Below are 20,417 nucleotides of genomic sequence, written 5' to 3' on the forward strand. Positions count from 1 at the left end.
GGGTACGGGTTGCCATGGGCTGGAGTGGAAATGGCTATGGTTTTTCTGCGGTACCGCGCATCGGCACACAAGTGCTGGTCAGTTACCTGAATGGGGATATCGACAGACCGATAATTACCGGTTGTACCTATGATGGTCGTAACGCACCACCGATTAAGTTCCCAGAGAATAAGACACAAACCACTTTCCGTAGCCAAACCCACAAAGGGGAAGGTTTTAATGAACTGCGTTTTGAAGATGCCGGCGGTAAGCAAGAGGTGTTTCTTCATGCGCAGAAGGATATGAATACCGTAGTCCAAAACGATAAAGGAACGACGGTAGGGGCTAACCATACTGAAACCATTATGCAAAACCAAAAGATCTCAGTACATGGTACGCAAACTACGGCGGTTCAAGCGGATCAAAAAAATATCGTGTTTGGTAACCAACATTCAATCGTGGATGGTGAAGTGTTGATCGCATCAGCCAAAGGTATTCGTTTAATTAGTGGCAACTCGGCACTTCAATTAAACCCTGACGGGACTATCACCTTAGTGTGTAACAACTTTGATTTTTACGGTCACGGTAGCGGTCGGATTGGTACTGGTGAGTTATTAGATTTGAATATGGACGGGGCAGGTCCCGGAAACCTTGAAATGAAACCCGATACTAGCACTATCGCTCAAGCGAAAGATCAGTTCTTCCCTAAAAAATAATTAAGCAAAAGTAATAAGGTCAGCCATGAATTATCAATTCCAAGAAGGTGCTATCACATTACCGGATGAAGAATATCAAGACAATAGTCTTAATATGCTGCGTTTCCCGACGTTACAAGGCAGTATTTCTATTACGCGTGATGTAGTGGCTCCAGAGATAACCCTCAATGACTATCTGGCTGGACAGTTGTCGGCCATCAAACGTGAAATGAAAAATGCGGTGGTAAAAGCACCCACAGATTTTCGTACCGAAAAAGGAGTTACAGGCTGTGAAATCTATTGTGAAACCAAACAAAAAGGGATCCCTATTTATCAGTGGATCGCCGCTTTTCGTCTCGAAAATAAAATAGTGGTGTTGACTTACTGCCAAATTAAACCGTTTTCCAATACTGAGCAGGCGCAATGGCGAGCGTTAAGAGACAGTTTTACGCCATCGCCCAATTAATGCAATCCCGATGTTTTAACCATACCCACTGACGATTTATTGTTTATTTTATAAGGATAGAGATATGGGAAATGAATTTTTCGCAGCCAAGCAAGGCGATAAATTAATGCACTCGTCAATCTTCGCCGATATCGTGTGTGGTGTGGTTAAAGGGGCGGTTTATGCCGCGATAGGGACGGCCGCTGTGGCGCTGACCATTGGGACAGGCGGTATGGCAACGGCCGCCGGTGCGGCCATTTTTGCCGGTGCAGGGCTGGCGGCGGGCTTTACTATCGGTGGATTGATTGATGATGCCGCTGATTGGGTCGCGGATGGGATCGATAGCTTATTCGGGCTAAGTAACCCTGATGGTGAAATCGATACAGGCTCGAAAAATGTACGTGTCAAAGGCAAGGGAGCCGCTCGCGCAGCGGGAAAATTACCGTCACCCGTACTATTAGCCTCAATTGCGGCAGATAATACCCCACCGAAAGAAGAAAAAGGCACCGAGATTGCCTTACGCGTATTGAAAAATACCGCCATGATGACGACTGGGGCATTTTCTTTATTGGCGGGTAAGGTGCTAGGGAGCCAAACCAACAATGCGGCACCCATAGCGCTCGATCCCTCCGAGTTTCCCGAATACCCTTCTCCAGAGCAAGGCTTTTTTGACAGTATTCTTTCCCCAGTAAAAGCTGCGAAACACCCGAATGCTGAACCTATGCCTTTGGATACCATCACGTGCGATAAATGGCATTGTGCTAGCGCCCCTTACTTTTTAGCCGAAGGGTCGAAAAAAGTCCAAATTAATAGCCAACCGGCGTGTCGTAACGGTGATAGAAGCACTTGTGAAGCCAAAATCAGTGATACGCAAGAAAAAGGGATTGTGCGTATTGGCGGTGGCAGTGTGGTAGTACGCGATATTATGAGTGGGCGTAACCCCTTTGCCGAAATGTTTGGTGAAATCCTCGGTGGCCTTGCTGTTGGCGCGGCGTCTACCCTGTTTCGCAGAGGGGGACTCAAGGCGATTAAACAGTGTTTGAATAGTGTAGGCTGTACTTTGGTGAGTGAAATCGCCAGTACCGCAGTGGGCAGTATGGTAGTCGCCTCGGTGACCCAAGCCTTTAATAGTGTGCGTCACCCCGTGCATGCGGCTACGGGGGCGAAAGTCCTAAATGGAGAGGATGACACCGATTTTATTATTGATGGTGTGTACCCGTTAGTCTGGTCGCGTATTTACCAAAGTCGTAATACGGGTGAAAATCGTTTAGGACGCGGTTGGGCGATGCCGTTTGATGTCTTTTTGACAATTGACGACACGGGTAAAGGGCTTGAGAATGAAAACATTTATTATCATGACATGTCGGGAAGGCGTTTAGCGTTAGGAAAAACCGCCCTTGGTCAGAAAGTGTTCTATCAAGATGAAGGCTTTACCGTCTATCGCACGACAAACAATCTTTTCCTTGTTGAATCGGCGGAAGGTGATTATCAATTTTTCGAAGCCAATCCACATAAAATCAATACACTGCGCTTAATGAAAAGTGCTGATCGTCATAATAACGCTTTACACTACCGCTATGCTAATGACGGTCAATTGGTACAAATTCATGATGATGCGTATCTGACCGATATCCGGTTACATTATGATGAAATCACCCAACGCTTACAGTCGGTGACCCGCCACCAAGGACAAGAAGAAAAAACGCTGGTCACTTATACTTATGATGCACAACAGCGTTTAGTGCAAGTCACTAATGCGGATAAGCGAGTGACTCGTCGTTTTGGCTGGGATGATGAATCGGGTTTAATGGCCATGCACCAATATGCCACAGGGGTCAGTAGTCATTATCGTTGGCAACGTTTTGATGCCTTTACCATTGAAGACAATGAACCTGAGTGGCGAGTGGTTGAGCACTGGCTTAAAGACGGTAAACGCTGTTTAGAGCATACCGAACTGACCTATGATTTAGCTCAACGAACCCTCACCACCGTGGAAACGGGGGGCGAAACCACCTTCCGTCGCTGGAATGAACAACAGCAAATTATCGAATACACTAATGCATTGAATGAAACGTGGTGGTTTGAATGGGATACCAGCCGCTTATTAACGAAAGCAATAGCCCCAGATGGCAGTGAATGGGGGTATACCTATGATGAGCGCGGTAATTTAACCCAATCGACCGATCCGGAACAACAATCGACTTGCTATGATTGGGACAAAGATTTTGCGTTTCCCACGGCACAAACTTTGCCAAATGGGGCGGCTTGGCATTGGGAGTACAATGAGCACGGCGATATTCGTCGTGTGATTGACCCGCTTGGCCATATCACGCGCTTGGCGTGGGATGACCAAGGCCTGTGTCTGGGGCAAGTGGATGCTAAGGGCAATGAAACCCACTATCGCTATAATGCCCGCGGTCAGTTAATCGAGCAACGGGACTGTTCGGGTTATCCCACCACCTTGACCTACGATGATTGGGGACAACTTCGCTCGTTGACCAATGCACAGAATGAAACCACGACTTACACCTTTAGTGAAGCGGGGTTGTTGTTAACAGAGCGCTTACCGGATGGGACAGAAAACCGTTATGACTATGATGCCACCGGGCAATTAGTGGGAATAACGGATGCCGGAGAGCGCCATATTCTGTTGCGCCGTAACCGTCGTGGACAAGTAATAGCCCGACGCGATCCGGCAGGGCATTGGTTGCATTTTCACTATGATACTTTCGGGCGCATGCAGGCACTGGAGAATGAACAGGGCGAGCAGTACCGCTTTGAGTATGATGCCTTGCATCGTTTAACCGATGAACATGATCTTATCGGACAACAAAAGCACTATCAGTACGATGTGATGGGGAATGTCACCCAGATAAAAACTACCCCGGGGCCTTGCGTTGATACGCCGATACCCTTATCCCCGCAGGTGACCACCTTTGGTTACGATAAAGTGGGACGGTTACTGTTTCGAGAAAACGCCGATTATCGCACGGAATACCTTTATCAACCTTTGAGTGTGACGTTACGCCGAGTCCCCATGGCGATATGGCATGAAGCCGAACGCACCGGCACCACCGCCCGCGTAGAGTATCAAGACGCCCTGACCTTTACCTACGATAAAGTGGGGCAGTTGGTTCGAGAAGCCAGCGCCCGCGGTGATTATCAACATCACTATGATGTGCTGGGTAATATCACTCGCACCGAGTTGCCCCATCAACGGGCATTTGAATACCTGTATTACGGCTCTGGGCATTTACAACAAACGCAATGGCGAGATAATGAGCAACTGACGGTATTGGCGGAATATCAACGAGACCGTTTACACCGAGAAACGTTACGCACCAGTGGCGCCTTAGACAATGAAACGGGCTATGACTGTCGGGGACGTATTACGCACCAAGTGGCGCGCCAAATGAATGCCTCACAGTTTGTGACCCCGGTGATTGACCGTCGTTACCGTTGGGATAAACGCAATCAACTTATCGAGCGCAGTGTCAGTTATGGTCAAACGGGCGAGGTTTTTACCGCCGGACATTGGTACTACCACAGTTATCAGTACGACCCACTGGGGCAGTTGACGGCGCATTTAGGGTCGGTACAAACCGAACACTTTCTGTATGATGCAGCGGCCAATTTACTGACCCGTCCGCACACCGAAGCACCGCATAACCAAGTACAAGGCAGTGATAAATTTGATTATCGCTACGACGGTTTTGGTCGCATGGTCTCGCGCTATGAAAAAGGCAGTAGCTCGGGGCAACGTTATCACTATGACAGTGACCACCGCATTATCGCGGTGGATATCGACCAAGGGCCCTTAGGGTATCAGCGAGCGGAATACCGCTACGATATCTTAGGGCGCCGGATTGAAAAACGGTTATGGAAAGCCAGTGCGATTGCCAACACAGTCACCTATCACCAACATGAGCCGGATGAAGTATACACCTTTGGCTGGGTAGGGATGCGACTGGTGTCTGAGCACAGTAGCGCAGCGCCCCATACCACGGTTTATCATGCTTACAATGACCAAAGTTATACGCCTCTTGCTCGCATTGAATGCACGGATAACCCGCTTAATCCGCAACGGGCGATTTATTATACGCACAGTAGTTTAAGTGGCTTACCGGAAGCGTTGACCAACAGTGACGGTGAAATAGTTTGGCAAGGGCAATACAGTGCTTGGGGGCATTTACAGCGTCAAACCCGCCCCACAAGCACATTTAATCGTGAACAGAACCTGCGTTTTCAAGGGCAGTATTTCGACAAAGAGACGGGGCTGCATTATAATACGTTCAGGTACTATGCCCCGGATTTAGGCCGTTTTACCCAACAAGACCCAATAGGGTTGGCAGGGGGGATAAATTTATATGCTTATGCGCCAAATCCATTGACATGGGTGGATCCGTGGGGTTGGGCTAAGCTGTTTGCATTAGGTACTTATGGTGAATTAAATGGTTCTGTGCATGTGGGCGATCAATTACAGGCTCATGAATTATTGAGACACGAATATTTAAAACAACAAGGCCTTGCAAACACATCACGGTTATCTGGAAATCCATCTATAGCTTTAGACCTAGATCATCATACTAGAGGCCCGTTGAAGGATACTAGAGGAATTGGGGGGGCTCATTGGCATGAAGCTGAAATTCGAGCTAATCAAGGGCTAGGTAAAAATGAGTTTGCTTCAACACTAAAACGTGAATTGGATATAACATCAGGTGGTTTAAGAAAATCAGGTGTTCCTGCTAGTCGAGTTAAACAATTAAGACAAGAAGCATTAAAATTTTATAAACAACAAGTTGCTGCAAAAGTAAAAAGTTGTAAATAGGAATATATATTATGTATGAAATTACTCAATTTATCGTAAGTGATAACAAAAATGTAGATTCAGGCTTGATTATAGGAGGTAATAAAGCATATGTGTCTAAATGGCCTATTAATCCAAAAGGAAAGGAGCTATTGCATCTTTTCTCTATAGATTGTGAGAAAGTAACTCCTCAGATCGCTGATGGCATTTTGCCCAAAACTGGTTATTTATCTATATTTTCAACATATGATAGTAATGATTATTTTCTTGATGAAATAACTTATTTTGGTGATGAGAACGAGTTAGGCCTGATTAAATCAGGCTTTACTTTTGTATCTTATTCATTAACTGGTAGTTTAAGTAAAACAAATGAAGACTTTATACCTGAAACTAAAGTTGATTTATTAAATACAAAAATTAATAGTGAAGATTATCCAATGATATCATTTTTTTCAAAAGATATTCCAAATGGATTAACTGGTGTGGATGAGATTTTGAAAAATTATCATTTTGTCTGTCAGGTATATTCTGCAGATTTCCCTCCCCCTTTTAAAGACGTATTGGGATTGTCCGATGCCATCGGATACTTATTTATTAAAAATGAAGGAAATAATATAGAGGGCCTTTTCTTCGTGCAAACAGCATAAAGACCCTAGTAGTAATTATTATAATTTAAATTATGTAATTTCCTGTGTTGGATATATAATCACTATGCCAAGGCAGGTAATTACATAATATTATTTACCGAACTATGTTTTAACCTTAATGCATTTATTCATTTTCTATTATTAATAAATAATTAAAACTGAAATTTTATAATTATTTACTATATATCTTCAGTGGAGATTGTTTAAAAAATATAATTTATATTTTAATTATAATCTTATTCCAAAAAATGCATTAATTATAGATTTTGGTTAGTGATTCAAATAAAGATGTGTTTAAAATAATCATAACAGAATGAACTATTTAATAATTTAATAAATCGTATTTTACTGCAAATAAATAAGTTAAATTAAAAGTTATTTTTAATAATTAAATGGATGTATTAAATTAATTCAGGTTCGTGATGATTTTTCAGTTATAGTTAAAATTGATTCTATGCAACTGAATAATGCTAATAAATTCCCTAAGTTTAAGTATATTATTTCAGGTCAATTAAAAATGAAGGAGATTTCACATACTGGAAAATTATTCCTTTTTGTCACATTAAAAATATGAAACACTCAGTAAAATGATTAAAAATAAAATTAATGCTAGGAGTAAACGTGATGCTTGATAACACTAAGGCAGTAGCTCGGGACAACGTTATCACTATGACAGTGACCACCGCATTATCGCGGTGGATATCGACCAAGGGCCCTTAGGGTATCAGCGAGCGGAATACCGCTACGATATCTTAGGGCGCCGGATTGAAAAACGGTTATGGAAAGCCAGTGCGATTGCCAATACAATGACCTATCACCAACATGAGCCGGATAAAGTGTACAAAAGGTTCTAGATGAGATCCTATAACAACTGAAAAAGGGAAAGAAAGATAATGGAGTATATAACTAATAAACATTGGGCCAAATATATCAAGGGATATATTTTTACTGGTTGTGCAATCCGAGATAAAAATATTGTGTACTTTTGTTTGCGCAAAGATATTCCATACGAAAAGGCTCGAAACTTATGGAACAGTGAAATACCTAGTATGTTATTAGCTATCTATTTAGATACACCAGCCACACCTACAGGGTATGCGAGTATTACTGGATTTGATAATCCTAAAGTAGGTGTTTGTTTAAAACCGAAAGAACAAGGGATACTTGCATCTAGAGGTGATGATGGTGTTGTGGTGTGTGTGGGCAGTGGTGCTAATTTACCACCAGAAAAGGTTATGCCAGAAAAAGAAGCTTTTCCGATAAATATTAAATGTATTGATGGTTATGCCTACTATGTTGGCCCAGGAAGAGATATTTATAAACGAATCGATATTGGTCAGTGGCAACAGATACAAAATGGTATTCCAGAGAGTAAATTCAATACAGATATGGGGTTTGATGATCTCGATGGTTTTTCTGAACAGGATATGTATGCCGTTGGCGGTGCAGGTGATGTTTGGCATTATAATGGCGAAATCTGGATCCCCTGTGGTTTTCCCTCTAATGAGCAATTAAGTGCAGTTTTATGCGCCCCTGATGGTTATGTGTATATTGGCGGTGAAGGGGGCAGTTTATGGCGAGGGCGTGAATATCAATGGGAAAAACTTTATCACGGCAGTTCGGCTATTTTACTGAACCAGTTGCGTTGGTTTGAAGATAAAGTGTGGGCATGTGATGACTATCGCTTACAGTGTTGGAATGGTAAAGAAATGGTCCGTCCCAAGGATGGTGATAAAAATGTTATCGCCTCAGGTCATATGGATGTCCGCGATGGGATTTTAGTTGTAGCTGATGATTATAATGTTGATCTGTATGATGGAACCGCTTGGCATAAGATAGTGAGACCTTATAAATAATAGGATTATTGTGAACATCAAGGCCTTATTGGAACTTACCCCTCCAGAGTTCTAAAGCCTTTTCACCGGAGGAAAAACCTCCTGCATATGGCCTATTTTGCGTGGTTCAGGTGCTGTCAGTTTCAATGTCATTCCTCTTAAGGGGATTTAGACATCACTGTTTTTCGTAATGTTTCGTTGCTTACAAGTGTTGCATCAAGTGGGTTGATAACTTCCTGATAAACTTCGGAATTAACATTTATGACTCGCAGATCTGTCAGTGTTTCTTCGGCTGAACGTCGAACGGCTTTCAAAACAAATTCAGTATGGTTTTTTCCCACAGCACGAATAAAACAATAAAAAACCCAACAACATATCTAATTAAATGCTGTTGGGTTATAAAACGTGTTATCTAACTGTATGCTTTAAAACGATGAAAAAGCCATTAAAGTACAGCGACAATGGCTTCACACAATGGAACCATATTTTCCAGTGTTAAGCCTGCGACATTAATACGACCAGAGCCGACAATATAAATACCATATTCAGCACGTAGACGTTCAACTTGCTCTTTATTAAGGCCACTAAATGAGAACATACCATTTTGGTCAATAATAAAGCTGAAATCTTGTTTTGCGCCTTTTTCTTGTAAGGTTGTCACCAGCAATTGGCGCATACGCTGAATGCGTTCACGCATTGTGGTGAGCTCTTCAATCCACTCTTCTTTTAACTCTGGGTTAGATAAAATAGTGGTCACCACAGATGCACCATGTGCCGGTGGATTAGAGTAGTTTGCGCGAATAATCGCCTTGGCTTGGCTAAATGCTTTCTCAGCAGTATCGCTCTCTTTTGCGACAATAGTGCAAGCACCTACACGCTCATTATAAAGGCCAAAGTTTTTTGAATATGAGCTTGCAACAATCAGCTCAGGATTGCTTTCAGCAAATAGGCGTAAGCCTTGCGCGTCTTCTTCAAGACCATTAGCAAAACCTTGGTAAGCAAAGTCAAATACTGGTAACCAACCTTTCTCTGCGGATAAGGCAGCCAGTTGACGCCATTGCTCTAGCGTTGGGTCAATACCACTTGGGTTATGGCAACATCCGTGGAATAGCACAACATCACCTGCTTGTGCATTTTGTAGGCTGGCTAGCATACCTTCAAAATCTAAACCGTGGCTTTCGGCATCATAATAATCATATTGGCAAATCTCTAAGCCTGCAGTCTGAAAAATATTATTATGGTTTGGCCAAGTCGGGTTACTTATCCATACACGTTTAGCATTAGTTTGCTGAGCAATAAAATCCGCTGCAATACGTAATGCCCCAGTACCACCCGGAGCTTGTGCTGTACGTGCACGTTTTTCTGTGATGATAGGGTGTTGTTCACCAAACAACAGTGCTTGAGTGACCGCACCAAACTCAGGAATACCGCCAATAGGAAGATAATTTTTAGTGGATTCGTTTTCTAATAAATATTTTTCTGCTTTTTTAACGGTGGTGAGTACAGGTGTTTTACCTGTTTCATCCTTATAAACACCAATCCCTAAGTTAATTTTGTTTTCACGAGTATCAGAACGGAAACTATCAGCTAAACCCAGAATAGGATCGGCTGGTGCAGCAATGATTTTCTCAAACATAGTGTAATTATTCCCTAAGCTCAAAACGAAGCCGAATTATGAGTAACAAGAGTAACGCTATAGAATCGGTTTGCCAACAGTTTGTAGAGAAATTAGCAAGAAGTTGTGAACTAAGTGAGAATAAATAGCAAAACAAGATGTAAATAAGTAAATCTTTCGTGATTACATTAACATGTAAATATAACCACTAAAAATAACCAATAGTTTAGTATAATAAACTGTTTATCTTGGTGTTAGAAAAGGGGGGAACAGAAAAGCGAGCAACATAAATAGGATAGGAAAATAAAAAAGCAACACCGAAGTGTTGCTTTTCACATCAATTAACTTGACTGTTTAATTACCTTAAAGGGTAATTAGAACTGATAAGTCAGACCTAAACCAACTACGTTGTCAGTTGCAACGCCGTAAGTTTTAGTGAAGTCATTGTCATCTAACAGGTTGATTTTATAATCAACAACTGCAGTCATGTTTTTGTTAAATTTGTAGAAAGAACCTACAGAGATATATTTAACTAAATCTTGGTCGTTACCTTGAGCAACACCTAAGTCTTTACCTTTAGATTGAACATAGGCTAAAGATGGTTTGATACCTAAATCAGCAAAATCATACTGTGCAGTTAACTCGATATTTTGAGTTTTGTTAGCAATATTATTTTTATTACCGAAATAGGTCATGTTACGGGTTTCACCGTACATTGCAGCTAAGTAAACATTGTTAGCTTCAAACTTACCACCAACGTTCCATGCTTCAGCGCGTTCACCTTTTGCTGAGCTGTAATGTTGTTGGCCAGAAGTACGAGCAGAGTTAGAGTAACCACCACCCAGTGTTACGCCCCAGCCTAAGTTATAAGCGGTAGAGAAACCGTAACCATCACCGTTAGCTTTTTTATCTACACTGTAGCCTACAACATTATCATTGTCATCAGTGATTTTTTCACCACGAGCATTGTTGGTGTTTTCGTTGTTTTTGCCTTGATATTGCAGAGCAAAGCTTAAGCCATCAACATAACCGAACATATCAGTGTTGCGGTAAGTTAATACGCCAGTAGCACGGCCAGTCATATAAACGTCAGTTTGTGACATTGAGTCACCGCCCCATAAAGGCAGAACGTCAGTCCATGCGTTGGTGTCATAAATTACACCGTAGTTACGGCCGTAGTCTAAAGAACCGAAGTCAGCAAATTTCAGACCAGCAAAAGCCAGACGAGTTTTGTTGTTACCTTCGCTTCCTTCAGTATTATTAGTTTTAACTTCGTACTCGAAACGACCAAAACCAACTAAGTCTTTATTGATTTGAGTTTCGCCTTTGAAACCGATACGTGCACGAGATGCATCACCGTCTTCACCAGAATCTTTGTCAGCGAAGTAATGACGAACGTCAACTTTACCGTAGATATCTACTTTGTTGCCGTCTTTGTTGTACATTTCAGCTGCGTTTGCTGCACCAGCAAACATTAAAGCTGGGATTACCACTGCAAGAATATTGCGCTTCATCATTATTATTACCCTCATTGGTGTTATTCAGACACCTTTGCCACTGCCAGAAATAGTTTCTTAATTTTTATGGAACTATTTATGAGAGTTAAGTGTCGTCTGTGTCGGGTGACAGTGTTCCATTGGTAAAAAATTTTATCTACCCCGAATTTGCTACAAAATCGAAAAAAGTGTAACAAATTGTAACAATGTATTTCAAAGTGTGTATTTGGGGGAACTTTTCCATCAAATTGTAGCCATGCATAAAAAAAGCCAACCCTGAGGTTGGCTTCTGGTATAACTAAAGTTAGTACAATTAATCAGCAACACAAATGTTTTTTGTTGGCTACTAATTAATCAAACTATTAGAAATCGACATTTCTTGGTGTACGTGGGAATGGGATCACTTCACGAATATTTGTGACACCAGTCACATAAGCAACTAAGCGTTCAAAGCCGAGACCAAAACCAGAGTGTGGTACTGTGCCATAACGGCGTAAATCACGATACCACCAGTAGTCTTCTTTATTCATACCCATCTCAGCTAAACGTTTATCAAACATCTCTAAACGTTCTTCACGTTGAGAACCACCAATGATTTCACCGATACCTGGTGCTAACACATCCATTGCCGCAACTGTTTTGCCGTCTTCATTCATACGCATATAGAATGCTTTGATATCTTTCGGGTAGTTCTTCACAACCACAGGGGCTTTAAAGTGTTTCTCAGCAAGATAGCGCTCATGCTCGGAGGAGAGGTCAACACCCCAATAAACTGGGTTTTCAAATTTCTGGCCACAATTTTCTAACACAGTAATCGCATCTGTGTAGTCAATTTGTGCGAAATCAGAAGCAATAAAGTGCTCTAAACGTGTAATGGCTTCTTTATCAACGCGTTGAGCAAAAAACTCCATATCATCTCTGCGCTCAGCTAACACCGCAGCAAAGGCATATTTCAGCATTTTTTCTGCTAATCCGGCGATATCATTCAGATCAGCAAAAGCCACTTCAGGTTCAACCATCCAGAATTCAGCCAAGTGACGACTAGTATTTGAATTCTCAGCGCGGAAAGTTGGGCCGAAAGTATAGACTTTACTTAATGCAGAGGCATAAGTTTCGCCGTTTAATTGTCCTGATACGGTTAAGAAAGCTTCACGACCAAAAAAGTCTTCGCTAAAATCAACTTCACCTTTATCAGTACGTGGCAGGTTGTTCATATCTAAGGTAGAGACACGGAACATTTCACCCGCACCTTCGGTATCCGCCGCCGTAATTAATGGCGTAGAAACCCAGAAAAAGCCTTGCTCATCGAAGAAACGATGTAGTGCTTGTGCCAAGGTATGGCGAACACGTGCAACAGCACCAATTAAGTTTGTGCGTGGACGAAGATGAGCAACTTCACGCAGATACTCAACGCTGTGACGTTTAGCGGCCATCGGATAAGTTTCCGGATCATCAACCATTCCTACTACCACAACTTTGGTCGCATGAATTTCAAAGTTCTGACCTTGACCCGGAGATTCAACAATTTTACCGGTGACTTCCACAGAGCAACCTGTGGTTAAGTGCAGCACTTCATCTTGATAATTCGGTAAATTATTATTAATGATGGCCTGTACTGGATTAAAGCAGGAACCGTCATAGACGGTAAGGAATGAGATACCAGCTTTTGAATCTCTTCTTGTACGTACCCAACCGCGAACGGTGACGTCTTCGCCAACCGCGATACGGCCTTGCAGTACGTCGACTACAGGCGCAACGATCATAAATAAATCTCTCTTCGTTTAATTAAAATAATTGTTTAGTAAATTCATTCTGCCCCTGTCGGACAGTTTTTCTATGTTACTTGCAATAGCGCAGGAAACAAGTAGGAAATTTCAGTTTAAAGAGGGAATCAGCAAGAGAAAAGCCTTTATAGAAAATATTTTGCTAAAAATAGGTAAAATCAGTCGAATAGTGGGGGTGATAGCAAAAAGAAAGGGCAATATTGGCCCTTTCTTTATAGATAGAATAGATAGAGTGAATAGATAGCGATTTAATCTTTATTAACAAGCTTGCCTAACAAGAGGAACATCAAAGGCTTTACGTAGCTTGTCGACAAACTCATCATCTTCACAAATGGTTTTACCTGGACTATCTGATAATTTAGCAACAGGTTTACCATTACACTCCACCAGCTTAATCACAATATTAAGAGGTGTAATATTCGGGATATTACAAGTCAATCTGGTGCCGATACCAAAAATTAAGCGGATACGCTTATAGAAATGCTTATAAAGTACTAAGGCTTTCTGAAAGTCGAGGCTATCAGAGAATACCAATACTTTACTCATCGGATCGATACCGAGCTTTTCATAATGAGCAATGGCTTTTTCACCCCATTCAATCGGATCACCTGAGTCATGACGTAACCCTTGATAACGGCTGGCGAATGGCATATCAAAGTCACGTAAGAATGCATCCATAGTGATACAATCAGTGAGTGCAATACCGAGTTGATCTGGGTATTCATCTAACCATGATTGCAATGCAGCCCGTTGACTATTGGCAAGCTCAGGACTAATTTGCTGATGTGCTTGGAACCATTCATGGGCTTGTGTGCCTACGGGGGCCAGTTGCATACGTTCAGCAAAATGATAGTTACTGGTGCCGATAAGATAAGGGAAATGATTTTTTAATTCATCGACAATGGCACGTTGCACATCATAAGAAAAGCGACGACGAGTACCAAAATCCATCAATTTGAAATCCGCTAAATCAATCTGTTGTTCAGCCGCATCACGATAGAAAATATCGATAAGTTTGCGTAATTGAATAACAGCGTCATCAGCGGTGATTTGTGGCGAACGAGCACGGTGGACAATTTCACTCACCAATGCTAACAAAGGAACTTCCCATAAAATAACTTCACGCCAAGGGCCAGTTATCTTAATTGTCAATTGATTGTCAGCAGTGGTCGCGATATGCACTTGCTCGGGTTTAAAGCGAAAATGTTTAAACCATTGCAGATAGTCATTTTTAAAGAAAGGCAGGCTTTGAAGATAGCCAAACTCTTCATTAGTTAATGACAAGTCTGCCATCATATCCACTTGATGGCGTAAGGTTGTTGCATATTCACCTAGACGTTCATCACTCCGGCAGCGGAATTCAGCAACGACAGGAATATCACTATAATGATGGTAAACCGCCTGTTGCATGTGGAGCTTGTATGCATCGGTATCCAACAGTGATGTAATAATCGGTGTAGCGTCTAAAATCATAGCGCGTCAAGCATCCTCACGGAGCGTTTTTATGTCAGCTAAATCGTTAAGGTTGGAGAGTATACCCGAATATGATGATAATGCGTCACTATTCGTTAATATTTCTCTGCGACATAAAAACAAGCTGTAAATCTCTATTGAGTTTACCACGTTAAACATAATTTGGGAGTATGTTAGCATCAATTAGCAAATAAATTAGTTACACATATTAATATCCCATTAACATTCTATTGACTTTTAATGTGCTCAATTGAATATTCGACTAGCTAAACCGTTTTTTGACGAGTAAGCTTTGGTTATATAACCGTAAAATAGTCGTGTTAACTAAAAGGCTTTTTTCTATGACACAACAAAGAATTGCTAAATATCGTAAAGATTACCGCGCCCCAGATTACACCATCACTGATTTGCATCTTGATTTTATCTTAGATAAAGAAAAAACACAGGTTACTGCTATTAGCCAATGCAAGCGCTTAGCGACAACAGCAACGTCGTTGGTGTTAGATGGGGAAGATTTAACATTAAAATCTATTTTTGTTAATGATGTTGCTTGGACACACTATAAAGAAGAAAACGGCAAACTCATCATTGACCAATTGCCTGAACAGTTTACGTTAAAAATTATTAATGAGATTAACCCATCAGCTAATACCGCGTTAGAAGGGTTATATGTTTCTGGCGATGCGCTATGTACACAGTGTGAAGCGGAAGGTTTCCGTCATATTACTTATTATTTAGATAGACCGGATGTTTTAGCGCGCTATACCACCACGATCACTGCAGATAAAAAACAGTATCCTTATCTATTATCTAATGGTAACCGTGTTGCACAAGGTGATCTTGAAGATGGTCGTCATTGGGTGACTTGGGAAGATCCGCATCCTAAACCAAGTTATCTCTTTGCATTAGTGGCGGGAGACTTTGATGTATTACGCGATACATTTAACACTAAAAGTGGTCGTGAAGTTGCTTTAGAGCTATTTGTCGATAAAGGTAATCTTGATCGTGCTGATTGGGCGATGACATCACTAAAAAATGCCATGAAATGGGATGAGTCACGCTTTAATTTAGAATACGATCTCGATATCTATATGATAGTCGCCGTTGATTTCTTTAATATGGGAGCAATGGAGAATAAAGGGCTTAATGTCTTTAACTCTAAATATGTTCTTGCTAAAAGCGAAACAGCAACAGACAAAGATTATTTAGGGATTGAATCTGTTATTGGCCATGAATATTTCCATAACTGGACAGGTAACCGTATTACTTGCCGTGACTGGTTCCAATTAAGCTTAAAAGAGGGACTAACGGTTTTCCGTGATCAAGAATTTAGCTCTGATTTAGGCTCTCGCTCAGTTAATCGTATCAATAACGTGCGTGTGATGCGTACAGCACAGTTTGCCGAAGATGCAAGCCCAATGGCTCATCCAATTCGTCCAGATAGTGTGATTGAAATGAATAACTTCTATACCTTAACGGTATATGAAAAAGGGGCGGAAGTGATCCGTATGATCCACACGCTACTCGGTGAAGAGAAATTCCAAGCGGGTATGCAGATGTATATTCATCGTCACGATGGTAGTGCAGCGACCTGTGATGATTTTGTACAAGCGATGGAAGATGCCTCTAATGTTGACCTGACTTTATTCCGTCGTTGGTATAGCCAATCAGGTACACCGGTATTGACTGTACGTGATAGCTATGACGCACAAAAACAGCAATATACATTAACCGTCAGCCAAATGACGCCACCAACGGCAGATCAGGCGGAAAAACAAGTTCTACATATTCCGTTAGATATTGAATTATATAATCAACAAGGGGAGGTTATCCCTTTACGTTCACAAGGTCAGCCGGTTTCTAATGTATTAAATGTGGTGAGAGAAGAGCAGCAGTTTATTTTTGATGATGTTGCTCAACAGCCAATTCCTTCATTATTGCGAGAATTCTCTGCGCCAGTAAAACTTGATTATCCTTTTACGGATGAGCAACTCTCATTCTTAATGAAACATGCACGTAATGCTTTTTCTCGTTGGGATGCGGCGCAATCTTTATTAGGTCGTTATATTAAAGAAAACGTTTCGCGTGTTCAAAAAGGGCAACCATTAATTTTACCTGAAATGGTAATTGATGCTTTCCGTGCTGTATTGCTTGATAAAGATATCGATCCTGCCTTGGCAGCACTTATTCTGACATTACCTACCGATGTTGAAGCGGGCGAAGCTTTTGCTATTATCGATCCTATTGCTATTCATCAGGCCTTAGGTTTTATTCGTAAAACTTTAGCCACTGAAATGGCTGATGAGTTCTCTGCGGTTTATCACTCAATGCATATCGGTGCTTACCGTGTCGATCATGGTGATATTGCTAAACGTGATTTACGCAATGTCTGCTTGGGTTATTTAGCCGTTGAAAACCAGCAAACGGGTAATCAATTGGTTGAAGCGCAATATCACAATAGCGACAATATGACCGATGCACTCGCGGCCTTAAATGCCGCAGTAATGGCACAATTACCTTGTAAAGAGGCACTATTACAAGAGTTTGATGATAAATGGCATCAAGATGGCTTGGTAATGGATAAGTGGTTTAGCTTACAAGCAATGAGTCCGGCAACTGATGTATTACAAACAGTACGCAGTTTGCTATCACATCGCTCTTTTACTTTAGCTAACCCAAATCGTACTCGTGCTTTAATCGGTGCGTTTGTGAATAATAACCCTGTGGCTTTCCATGCAGAAGATGGCTCAGGTTATTTATTATTGACAGAAATTCTGACTGACTTAAATAGCCGAAATCCACAGGTTGCATCTCGTCTTATTGAGCCGTTTATTCGTTTGAAACGCTATGATGCTAATCGCCAAGAGAAAATGCGTGCCGAGTTATTAAAGCTAAAAGCCCTTGATAACTTATCAGGTGATTTATATGAGAAAATCACTAAAGCATTAGCGGATTAACACTATATCGCTATCACTAAGTAAGTGATAAGAAGGTATTAAGTTAGCATGATAATTAGATCCCCAGCATATTCTGGGGATTTTTTATGGTAAGTATTTCATACAAAAAATTATAATGGTTTAATAATATGTATTGAATAAAAGCTAAGGGGTTATGACTATTATTCAAATAATTTTTGGCGTTCTTTTTCTAATTGTAAAATTAATTCTTTTTCGCTTGGTAATTCAAGCATATATTTTGAAGCGAATAGCTGTTTACTTTCATTTAGAATGGAGTATTTGGCTACTGTGTGATTTTTTTCAGTGCAAAGAATTAGTCCTATGGTTGGATTATCATCATGACGGCGTTTTTTCTCTTCATACATGCGGACATACATATCCATTTGCCCAACATCTTGATGGGTGAGTTTATGCATTTTTAAGTCTATTAACAAAAAGCATTTTAAGTGAAAGTTATAAAAAACTAAATCAATATAGAAATCACCATCATTAGTACTAATACGTTGTTGTCGTTCGACAAAAGCAAACCCTTTTCCTAATTCGAGTAAGAATTCTTTTAGGTTTTCTATTAAAGTTTGTTCTAGTTTATTTTCTTGCAGGATACTACTAGGTAGTCCTAGAAAATCAAAAATATAGGGATCACGTAAATAATCTTTGACTGAAGTTGCGAGTTCAGTAGTTTTTTGTTTTCCTTCAGCTAATACAGGATAAATACTTTGCTGTTTCCCCTGTGTTGAAAGTAATCGTTCATAATATAATGTGCTAATTTGTCTTTCTAATGCACGGGCGGACCAAGATTGTGTAATTGCTTCATCTATATACCATTGACGGGCGAGTTCATTCTTTAGTTTTAGTAGCGTTCTATAATGAGTCCAACTTAATTCGTGACGCACTGCGTCACGAATTGGAAATGTGAGATAAAATTTCCTCATATATCGAAGATTTGAGGTATCAAATCCTTTACCAAATTCTTTTGTTAATTCAGCTGATAAAGTTTGTAAAACTCTTTTTCCAAATTTTGCTCGATTATCTCCATGTTGTTCATCTTCAACAATTAAACGACCGATTTCCCAATATGTTTGTACCATTATGCTGTTTACTGCTTGTACTGTGTTTTTTCTACCTTGTATCAAGAGGTTTCGAATATTCGTAAGTAAAGGGGTGTGCGTGTTAATGGTTTTTTTATCGTTCATAAAGTAGTTTCCATTTTTGAGTATAAAAGACTCTTTTATTCAATTTACTATCCAAGTTTAGCGCTACTGAATTGCTAGGATTTAACTAGTGTTATATTGCTCAATAATTGTAGAAAACTTTATTTATTGATAAATATGAAAAAAATCTTAAATATTGATTTTTTTAAGTTTTTTGAGATGTTACATCATCTTAATGAAAGGAGAATTGTGCGAGGGACATCATAAACTGGGGATTTTTTATGGTGAATTGTGCAATTGAAACGTTTACTTTTCGTGCTTTTATCTATATGATGCTCGACGCTTAAATCGTCGTAGACATATCATTCCTAATACCCGATATTCTCAATGGAGATCGTATGTATTATTCCTTAGTAAGGAAGGCATTGTTTCGGCTAGATCCTGAACGTGCCCATGATTTTACCTTTCGTCAGTTAAAACGCTTATCTCATTCCCCATTTCAATTTCTTATTCAACAATCACTTCCTGCCAAACCCGTTTCTTGCATGGGACTTTCATTTAAAAATCCTCTCGGTCTTGCCGCCGGCCTTGATAAAAATGGTGATTGCATTGATGCATTAGGGGCAATGGGGTTTGGCTTTATTGAAGTGGGTACTGTTACACCACGAGCACAAGTAGGTAATAACAAACCGCGTCTCTTTCGCTTAGTAGAAGCTGAAGGCTTAATTAATCGAATGGGGTTTAATAATTTAGGGGTTGATAACCTAATAGAGAATGTAAAACAATCTCAATATGGTGGTGTGCTGGGTATTAATATCGGTAAAAATAAAGATACCCCCGTAGAGCAAGGAAAAGATGATTACTTAATCTGTATGGAAAAAGTTTACCCTTATGCAGGTTATATTGCGATTAACATCTCTTCACCTAACACCCCCGGCTTACGGACACTCCAATATGGTGAAGCATTAGACGATTTATTATCTGCGATTAAAAATAAACAACTTGAGTTACAAGGGAAATATCAAAAATATGTGCCTGTGGCCGTTAAAATTGCCCCTGATCTTACTCATGAAGAATTAATCCAAGTTGCAGATAGCTTAGTGCGTCACCATATTGATGGCGTAATTGCGACCAATACAACATTAGACAAATCATTAGTGAGTGGATTAGATCACTGCAATGAAGCCGGTGGATTAAGCGGTCGTCCGGTTCAATCAAAAAGTACACAAATCATTCGACAACTAAATGAAGAGTTAAAAGGCGCTTTACCTATTATTGGGGTAGGGGGGATTGATTCATTGACTGCCGCACGCGAAAAAATGGATGCAGGTGCTTCTTTAATACAAGTCTATTCAGGATTCATTTATCATGGTCCTGCACTTATAAAATCTATAATTAATCATATTTAATTACATTCAATAATCAGTTAAGGGCTTTTCTTCTGCCCTTAACTCGTTTATATTGCCTCTAGTTGATTATTTTTTATTAAATGGCAGTGATTGTGCTTAATTAATAAAAAAATGAACCCTGTTT

14 protein-coding genes are annotated in these 20,417 nt (G+C 40.6%); 8 read left to right on the forward strand and 6 right to left on the reverse strand.

The window, feature by feature from the left end:
* The 6 genes from HMPREF3129_RS18155 to HMPREF3129_RS00615 form a co-directional block, all read left to right on the forward strand.
* Nucleotides 1-695 (forward strand): type VI secretion system Vgr family protein (locus tag HMPREF3129_RS18155; RefSeq protein ID WP_254668227.1); only part of this gene is annotated, 695 nt, incomplete at its 5' end.
* Nucleotides 696-720: 25 nt separating this feature from the next.
* The gene (locus HMPREF3129_RS00600) at nt 721-1,140 is read left to right on the forward strand and encodes a DcrB-related protein (RefSeq protein ID WP_004247655.1); all 420 of its coding nucleotides are present in this window, start codon (nt 721-723) and stop codon (nt 1,138-1,140) included.
* Between the two features lie 64 nt (nt 1,141-1,204).
* Nucleotides 1,205-5,947: an RHS repeat-associated core domain-containing protein gene (locus tag HMPREF3129_RS00605; RefSeq protein ID WP_175437860.1), complete on the forward strand. Its 4,743-nt coding sequence runs from the start codon at nt 1,205-1,207 to the stop codon at nt 5,945-5,947.
* Nucleotides 5,948-5,958: 11 nt separating this feature from the next.
* Nucleotides 5,959-6,573 (forward strand): YwqG family protein, encoded by a 615-nt coding sequence (locus tag HMPREF3129_RS00610; protein ID WP_036920045.1) that lies wholly within the window; start codon nt 5,959-5,961, stop codon nt 6,571-6,573.
* Nucleotides 6,574-7,268: 695 nt separating this feature from the next.
* Nucleotides 7,269-7,427 (forward strand): hypothetical protein, encoded by a 159-nt coding sequence (locus HMPREF3129_RS18585; protein ID WP_175437861.1) that lies wholly within the window; start codon nt 7,269-7,271, stop codon nt 7,425-7,427.
* Between the two features lie 39 nt (nt 7,428-7,466).
* Nucleotides 7,467-8,429: a hypothetical protein gene (locus HMPREF3129_RS00615; RefSeq protein WP_036920059.1), complete on the forward strand. Its 963-nt coding sequence runs from the start codon at nt 7,467-7,469 to the stop codon at nt 8,427-8,429.
* A 137-nt stretch (nt 8,430-8,566) separates the two neighbouring features.
* Here HMPREF3129_RS00615 and HMPREF3129_RS18160 read toward each other — a convergent pair whose 3' ends face one another.
* The 5 genes from HMPREF3129_RS18160 to pncB form a co-directional block, all read right to left on the reverse strand.
* On the reverse strand, nt 8,567-8,749 hold the full coding sequence (locus HMPREF3129_RS18160) for a type II toxin -antitoxin system TacA 1-like antitoxin (protein WP_223302920.1): 183 nt from the start codon (nt 8,747-8,749) through the stop codon (nt 8,567-8,569).
* A 104-nt stretch (nt 8,750-8,853) separates the two neighbouring features.
* Nucleotides 8,854-10,044, reverse strand: a complete 1,191-nt coding sequence (locus HMPREF3129_RS00620) for an amino acid aminotransferase (protein WP_036920060.1) — start codon at nt 10,042-10,044, stop codon at nt 8,854-8,856.
* Between the two features lie 353 nt (nt 10,045-10,397).
* On the reverse strand, nt 10,398-11,540 hold the full coding sequence (locus tag HMPREF3129_RS00625) for a porin (protein WP_036920062.1): 1,143 nt from the start codon (nt 11,538-11,540) through the stop codon (nt 10,398-10,400).
* A gap of 341 nt (nt 11,541-11,881) precedes the next feature.
* Nucleotides 11,882-13,282, reverse strand: coding sequence for an asparagine--tRNA ligase (gene asnS, locus HMPREF3129_RS00630; RefSeq protein ID WP_017628416.1), 1,401 nt, complete (start codon nt 13,280-13,282; stop codon nt 11,882-11,884).
* A 279-nt stretch (nt 13,283-13,561) separates the two neighbouring features.
* Complete coding sequence (gene pncB, locus HMPREF3129_RS00640; RefSeq protein ID WP_036920064.1) at nt 13,562-14,776, reverse strand: nicotinate phosphoribosyltransferase; 1,215 nt, start codon at nt 14,774-14,776, stop codon at nt 13,562-13,564.
* Between the two features lie 341 nt (nt 14,777-15,117).
* On the opposite strand from pncB, the gene pepN reads away from it, so the two are divergent.
* On the forward strand, nt 15,118-17,733 hold the full coding sequence (gene pepN / locus HMPREF3129_RS00645; RefSeq protein WP_036920065.1) for an aminopeptidase N: 2,616 nt from the start codon (nt 15,118-15,120) through the stop codon (nt 17,731-17,733).
* A gap of 161 nt (nt 17,734-17,894) precedes the next feature.
* Here the strand turns inward: pepN and HMPREF3129_RS00650 are convergent, their stop codons facing one another.
* The gene (locus HMPREF3129_RS00650) at nt 17,895-18,926 is read right to left on the reverse strand and encodes a PDDEXK nuclease domain-containing protein (RefSeq protein ID WP_004247678.1); all 1,032 of its coding nucleotides are present in this window, start codon (nt 18,924-18,926) and stop codon (nt 17,895-17,897) included.
* A 356-nt stretch (nt 18,927-19,282) separates the two neighbouring features.
* On the opposite strand from HMPREF3129_RS00650, the gene pyrD reads away from it, so the two are divergent.
* On the forward strand, nt 19,283-20,293 hold the full coding sequence (gene pyrD, locus HMPREF3129_RS00655) for a quinone-dependent dihydroorotate dehydrogenase (RefSeq protein ID WP_004247679.1): 1,011 nt from the start codon (nt 19,283-19,285) through the stop codon (nt 20,291-20,293).
* Nucleotides 20,294-20,417: the final 124 nt, after the last annotated feature.

It is taken from the genome of Proteus sp. HMSC14B05, assembly GCF_001808035.1.
In the GTDB taxonomy this organism is placed as follows: domain Bacteria; phylum Pseudomonadota; class Gammaproteobacteria; order Enterobacterales; family Enterobacteriaceae; genus Proteus; species Proteus mirabilis.

Coding starts and splice junctions, on each gene's coding strand:
- HMPREF3129_RS00600 (WP_004247655.1), top strand. CDS start 721: ATGAATTATCAATTCCAAGAAGGTGCTATCACATTACCGGATGAAGAA.
- HMPREF3129_RS00605 (WP_175437860.1), top strand. CDS start 1,205: ATGGGAAATGAATTTTTCGCAGCCAAGCAAGGCGATAAATTAATGCAC.
- HMPREF3129_RS00610 (WP_036920045.1), top strand. CDS start 5,959: ATGTATGAAATTACTCAATTTATCGTAAGTGATAACAAAAATGTAGAT.
- HMPREF3129_RS00615 (WP_036920059.1), top strand. CDS start 7,467: ATGGAGTATATAACTAATAAACATTGGGCCAAATATATCAAGGGATAT.
- HMPREF3129_RS00620 (WP_036920060.1), bottom strand. CDS start 10,044: ATGTTTGAGAAAATCATTGCTGCACCAGCCGATCCTATTCTGGGTTTA.
- HMPREF3129_RS00625 (WP_036920062.1), bottom strand. CDS start 11,540: ATGATGAAGCGCAATATTCTTGCAGTGGTAATCCCAGCTTTAATGTTT.
- asnS (WP_017628416.1), bottom strand. CDS start 13,282: ATGATCGTTGCGCCTGTAGTCGACGTACTGCAAGGCCGTATCGCGGTT.
- pncB (WP_036920064.1), bottom strand. CDS start 14,776: ATGATTTTAGACGCTACACCGATTATTACATCACTGTTGGATACCGAT.
- pepN (WP_036920065.1), top strand. CDS start 15,118: ATGACACAACAAAGAATTGCTAAATATCGTAAAGATTACCGCGCCCCA.
- HMPREF3129_RS00650 (WP_004247678.1), bottom strand. CDS start 18,926: ATGAACGATAAAAAAACCATTAACACGCACACCCCTTTACTTACGAAT.
- pyrD (WP_004247679.1), top strand. CDS start 19,283: ATGTATTATTCCTTAGTAAGGAAGGCATTGTTTCGGCTAGATCCTGAA.